Source organism: Aeromonas sp. Prich7-2 (assembly GCF_017939255.1).
GTDB classification, from domain to species: domain Bacteria; phylum Pseudomonadota; class Gammaproteobacteria; order Enterobacterales; family Aeromonadaceae; genus Aeromonas; species Aeromonas caviae.
Genome location: NZ_JAGKRI010000168.1, coordinates 1 through 5,121, shown reverse-complemented (window position 1 = coordinate 5,121; position 5,121 = coordinate 1). Strand labels below are relative to the sequence as shown.

At 64.4% G+C, this 5,121-nt stretch carries 6 protein-coding genes; 1 reads left to right on the top strand and 5 read right to left on the bottom strand.

What is annotated here, in order from left to right; genetic code table 11:
- Positions 1-125 precede the first annotated feature (125 nt).
- From J9892_RS19540 to J9892_RS19525, 4 genes are all read right to left on the bottom strand, one after another.
- Entirely contained in the window at positions 126-1,604 is a 1,479-nt protein-coding gene (locus J9892_RS19540) for a carboxypeptidase M32 (protein ID WP_010673285.1), read from the bottom strand.
- Positions 1,605-1,710: 106 nt separating this feature from the next.
- Positions 1,711-2,292, bottom strand: coding sequence for a DNA endonuclease SmrA (smrA, locus tag J9892_RS19535; protein WP_041211226.1), 582 nt, complete (start codon positions 2,290-2,292; stop codon positions 1,711-1,713).
- A gap of 115 nt (positions 2,293-2,407) precedes the next feature.
- Positions 2,408-2,557, bottom strand: a complete 150-nt coding sequence (locus J9892_RS19530; protein ID WP_010673287.1) for a DUF3149 domain-containing protein — start codon at positions 2,555-2,557, stop codon at positions 2,408-2,410.
- 155 nt (positions 2,558-2,712) lie between these two features.
- Positions 2,713-3,600, bottom strand: coding sequence for a TraB/GumN family protein (locus tag J9892_RS19525; RefSeq protein WP_161470730.1), 888 nt, complete (start codon positions 3,598-3,600; stop codon positions 2,713-2,715).
- Between the two features lie 70 nt (positions 3,601-3,670).
- On the opposite strand from J9892_RS19525, the gene J9892_RS19520 reads away from it, so the two are divergent.
- A complete protein-coding gene (locus tag J9892_RS19520) occupies positions 3,671-4,003 on the top strand; it encodes a DUF1904 family protein (protein WP_041214640.1) in 333 nt (110 codons plus the stop codon).
- A gap of 59 nt (positions 4,004-4,062) precedes the next feature.
- Here J9892_RS19520 and J9892_RS19515 read toward each other — a convergent pair whose 3' ends face one another.
- Positions 4,063-4,893, bottom strand: coding sequence for an SDR family oxidoreductase (locus J9892_RS19515; RefSeq protein WP_161470731.1), 831 nt, complete (start codon positions 4,891-4,893; stop codon positions 4,063-4,065).
- Positions 4,894-5,121 lie beyond the last annotated feature (228 nt).

The following is a 5,121-nucleotide window of genomic DNA, read 5'->3' as shown; positions in this document are numbered from 1 at the left end:
GCAGGACCCCACCCTAACCCTCCCCTTCGTAAGGGGAGGGGACAAACAGCTCCCCTCTGTGAACGGGGGCGGGGTTAGCTCCTCCCCCTTGTGAAGGGGGAGGCTGGGAGGGGGTTCAACCTCGCTTATTTCAGATAGCGCTGTTCGAGGTGTTTGCGCAGCCATTGGGGATTGAGTGCCTCACCGGTCGCGCGGCGAATGAGCTCGTCCGTGCCGTGCAGGCTGCCCTGGGACCAGATATGGCGACCGAGCCAGCCAAAGATCTCCGGCAGGCGGCCGGACTCTACGAGCGTGCCCATGTCGCCGAGCTCACGCTCGAGTGCGAAGCGCAGCTGCGCCGCGTACATGGCGCCGAGCGTGTAGCTCGGGAAGTAGCCAAACGAGCCGTCCGTCCAGTGGATGTCCTGCATGCAGCCGTTCTGGTAATTGCCCTTCGTGGACAAGCCGAGCCACTGCTGCATCTTCGCGTCCCACAGCTCGGGGATGTCCGCGACCTCGATGCGCCCTTCCATCAGGTCCCGCTCCAGCTCGTAGCGCAGGATGACGTGAGCAGGGTAGGTGACTTCGTCCGCATCGACGCGGATGAAGCCGGGCTCGACCCTGTTGTACAGCTTCTCGAGGTTCGCGGGTGCGAGCGCATCCTCTGCCCCGAAGTGCGCGCGAATGCGCGGCGCAATCAGCGTGAGGAACGCGGGGTGATGGCCGAGTTGCATCTCGCAGAACAGGCTCTGGCTCTCGTGAATGCCCATGGAGCGCGCCTCGGCCACCGGCTGGCCGAGCAGTGCGCGCGGCAGGCCCTGCTCGTAACGTGCGTGGCCCGTCTCGTGGACGATGCCCATCAGGCTGGAGACGAACTCCTGCTCGTTGTAGCGCGTGGTGATGCGCACGTCCGTCGGCACGCCGCCGCAGAACGGGTGGCTGCTCACGTCGAGCCTGCCGTGAGCAAAATCAAAGCCGAGCAGTCCCATCACCTCCTGGCCGAGCGCCTGCTGCGTCGCAACCGGGAACGGGCCTTGCGGGGTGAGGAGGGTGTCGCTCTTCTGCCGCTCGCTCACGGTCTGGATGAGGCCGGGCAGCCAGCTCGTCAGATCGCCGAAGATCTGATCCAGCCTCGCGCTCGTCATGCCGGGCTCGTACAGCGCCAGCATGGCGTCATAGGGGCGCACCCCGAGCGCGTCGGCGCGCAAGGTCGCCACCTCCCGCGACAGGCGCACCACCTCCTCGAGGTTCGGGGCAAAACCTGCCCAGTCGTTCTCCTTGCGCTGGCGACGCCAGGCGTGCTCGCATTTGCTGCCGGCGAGGGACAGCGCCTCCACCAGCGCCCCCGGCAGCAGGCTTGCATCCTGCCACTGGCGCTTGATCTCCCGCAGGTTCGCACGCTGGTGCTCGTCCAGCGGTTCACTCTCTGCCTTGGCAATCCACTCCCCAAGCTCGGGGGCGGTGCGCTTGCCGTGGATCAGCACGCCGAGCTCCGCCATTGCTTCGGCGCGGGCCTCGTTGCCCCCCTCCGGCATCATGGCGGCCTGATCCCAGCCGCAGATGGCGGAGAGGTGGGAGAGGCGGTGCAGTTGTTGCTGATGTTGTTCGAGTTTCTGGTATGACATGGGATTGTCCTTGTTATCGTCCCTGATGGTATGCACCCCGTACCTGGCATGATCGGGGCCGCCCGATGCTAGCACTGCCATCCATCCTGGTGCCACCCTCAGGCAGTCAGCCGAGGCGCTTCTGGTGCCGTTCGCGGTTTTCCGCCTTCTTGCGCTCGCTCTTGCGCAGCAATACGTAGAGCGCACCGCTGCCGCCGTGGCGGCGCTCGGCACTGTGCATGGCCATCACCGAAGGCAACTGTGGCAGCCAGGCGCTGACATGGCTCTTGAGCAGGGCACGCGGGGTGCTGCGCTCCCCCTTGCCGTGCAGGATCAGCAGGCAGCGGATATCCCGCACTTCGCACTCCTGGACGAACTGCACCAGGGCGATACGGGCCTCGTTGAGCGTCTTGTGGTGCAGGTCGAGGGAGCCTTGCAGCTCGTATTTGCCAAGGCGCAGCTTCTTGTAGACCCCCTCCTGCACGCCGTCACGCTTGAAGCCGACGATGGCATGGGGGTCCAGCATCTCGACTGCTTCCGTGCCGAGGTGATCCAGGGTGAGTTGTTCGGCGGTGGCGGCTTCCCGGCGCGCGAGTTGCGCCTCGGTGGGCTGGCTGTTGCCCGCAACGGGGGCGATATGGTCGCTGCGAAGGGGCCGCACGTCGGCCACTTCCTGCAGGAACAGTGAGAGTTCGTCGTTATGAGACACGGCAGGCTCCCCGCATGAAAATGAGGGAGCCAGTATAGCGGGCCTTGGTGGGCCTTAGAATGGCAACGCTCGCGGGCCCCGGCCCTGCCGGGGAGGGCGGTCTGAGCGAGCCTGGTTATTGCCCCTCTTTGGGCGGCTCTGCGTGCATCACCTTGTAGATGAAATAGACCGCATAGGCGCTGATGAGCAGGAAGGTGCCGAAAATCACCAGCATGGACATCAGCCCCACGCTGTTGCCGAACATCAGGTTCATCCAGAATTCCATCTCGTTCACTCCTGTCACTGGGCGGTGACAGGCATGATAGATACCTCTTCAGGAGGGAGGGGATGATCTCGATCAACTCCCTCTCTGGTTATTTAATCGGCAGCAAATTCTGTGAGCCGACGCGCATCCGGCGCGTCAGGTCGCCGGACTGGACGCTATTTTGCTTTCTCCAGGGTCGGTTCGGTGAGGGGCGTGATGCGCCAGCCCTGCTGCTCCAGCAGGGCGAGCAGCCCATGCTCGCCGTAAAGATGCAGGGCCCCTACCACGATAAAGCTCTCGTTCGGCAGGCTGGGCCACTTCTTGACCCAGTTGCGGTTGCGCTCTGCCAGCAGGGTCTGTTCCAGCCAGGCTTGCAGCTTGGGCGGCGCCATCTCCTCCCTGAGCAGATTGATGAGGGTGGCCTCGTCCCCGTTCTGCCAGGCGGTCATCACGGCGTCGAACCCCTGCTGGATGTCGGGCAGCTCGTCCAGGGTGCTCTCCAGCATCAAGGTCTGGTTGTCGCCGACGCTCGCGAGATAGCCGAGCTGCTCCAGCAGGGTCTCCAGCCCGACGATGGGCTTGCCGCCGTCGTTCGCCCGCTTGGCGAAGTGCTGGTCGACACCGTATTCACCGCGATAGCCGGTGCGCTCCAGGGCCGCCTGGGTCAGGGTAATGGCCGCAAACCAGGGACGCAGCGGGGCCAGCATGCTCTCGTTCAGACCGTTCTGGCCCGCGGCGATGAGAGTGCGACGGTAGAGGTCGATGGGCAGGTGATCCTTGAGGGTCTTGCCGTCGACGAGCCGGGTGATGGCGCCCATCTCCTGCCACTGCTCCTGGCTGATGTGGGTCATGTCCACCTCCATCACCAGGGCGCGGCTCTGCTGCCAGGCGCGCTCCACCGGGTCCGGCAGGGGATAGAGAGAGGGTTTGCCCGCGTGGATGGACCCCAGCAGCCAGTGCTGTTCGTTGCCCTTGCTGATGCGGTAGAAGGCCGGATCGGCCATGGCATGGAGCGGCAGCAGCAGGCAGAGCAGGAAGGAGAGCAGCGTGGGATGGAATCTCATGAGGCACCTTATGTGAGCGGGATGAGTGCTCTATGATAAGTCCTCATTTGTCACAGCCAAGAGGTTTCCCATGCCCCACCTTCGTTTTCGGGCAGTTTCTGTCGACACCCTGCAGCGGATAAGCGCCCCCCTGATGGCGGACCTCTGCGCCCTGACCGGTGGCAAGCCGGAGTTCGTCACCCTGGAGTGCGTGCCGAGCCAGTGGGTACGAGATGGCCAGCCCGAAGCCGGTTTTCCCTTCGTGGAGCTGGTCTGGTTCGAGCGACCGCAGGAGATGCAGGATGCCGCCGCCGCCCTCATCACCCGCCACCTGAAAGGGGTGCTGGGGGAGCAGACCTATGTGGTGGTGCAGGTGCTGCCCATCGTCAAGAGTCACTACTACAGCAACGGCCAGCACTATTGAGCGGGCATCGTTGCTAAGACAGGTGCATGTCAAGAGGAGGCCCGCCGAGGGCACCTTTATCAGGCGGATTTGATCAGCAGCTTGTCCAGCCAGCGGCTTGGCAGCAGGCGGCGCAGCACGGTAAACAATTTGGTCGGGAAGGTGACCGGGTAGCGGTGCCTGGGACGCTTGCTCGTGAGCGCATGCACTAACGGCGGGATGCAGGCCTCGCTTGGCAGGGTAAAGCCGCGGGCCCCCCCTTCGCGCTCCAGCCTGGCCAGCGTCTGGGCATAGGCGTCCTGATGGCGGCTGGTGGCGGGGTCTATGTGGCGCAGGAAGGCCTCCCGGGCATTGGCGCGAAACCGGGTGTCGATGGGGCCAGGTTCGATCAGGCTGATGTGCACGCCGCTGCCCGCGAGTTCCAGGCGCAGGGTGTCGGTATAGCCTTCCAGCGCGAACTTGCTGGCGTTGTAGGCGCCACGATACTTCATGGCCACCAGGCCAAGCACCGAGCTGTTCTGCACGATGCGCCCCTCGCCTACCGCCAGCATGGGGGGCAATACCTGGCGAATGAGGTGATGCCAGCCAAAGAGGTTGGTCTCGAACTGCTCGCGCAGCGCCTCGGTGGGCAGATCTTCCAGCGCACCGGGCTGGCCGTAGGCGCCGTTGTTGAACAGCCCGTAGAGGCGCCCCTCGGCCAGGGCCAGCGCCTCTGCCGCCCCTCGCTCTATGCTGGCGCTGTCCGCCAGATCCAGTTGCACCGCCAACAGACCCTGCTGCTGCAGCAGGGCCACATCCTCGCCCTTGCGGGCGGAAGCGATGACGGTGAAGCCCCGGGCGCCGAGCTTTCTTGCGGCGGCGAGGCCGATGCCGCTGGAGCAGCCGGTGACGAGCACGAAGGGATGGGGCATGAGCATGGTCCTGATTGACGGCCGGCAGGTGGCCCGAAGTTGGCATGGTAGCGTGGTGCCACCAAAAACAAAACCGGGCCAGAGGCCTAATGCCGATCAGTTAAGGATCCATTGACCGATCCTCAGGCTGTGTAAGAATCCGAAACTCCTTGTTGGGTTTCGGATTTTTTTATGCGTATCGACCAAGCTCTCGACTTCATTCACGCCTGTCCTCCCGGAAAGTTTGAG

Bases quoted from the DNA above. Each gene is read 5' to 3' on its own strand.
- J9892_RS19520 (WP_041214640.1), top strand. From the start codon at position 3,671: ATGCCCCACCTTCGTTTTCGGGCAGTTTCTGTCGACACCCTGCAGCGG.
- J9892_RS19530 (WP_010673287.1), bottom strand. From the start codon at position 2,557: ATGGAATTCTGGATGAACCTGATGTTCGGCAACAGCGTGGGGCTGATG.
- J9892_RS19515 (WP_161470731.1), bottom strand. From the start codon at position 4,893: ATGCCCCATCCCTTCGTGCTCGTCACCGGCTGCTCCAGCGGCATCGGC.
- J9892_RS19525 (WP_161470730.1), bottom strand. From the start codon at position 3,600: ATGAGATTCCATCCCACGCTGCTCTCCTTCCTGCTCTGCCTGCTGCTG.
- J9892_RS19540 (WP_010673285.1), bottom strand. From the start codon at position 1,604: ATGTCATACCAGAAACTCGAACAACATCAGCAACAACTGCACCGCCTC.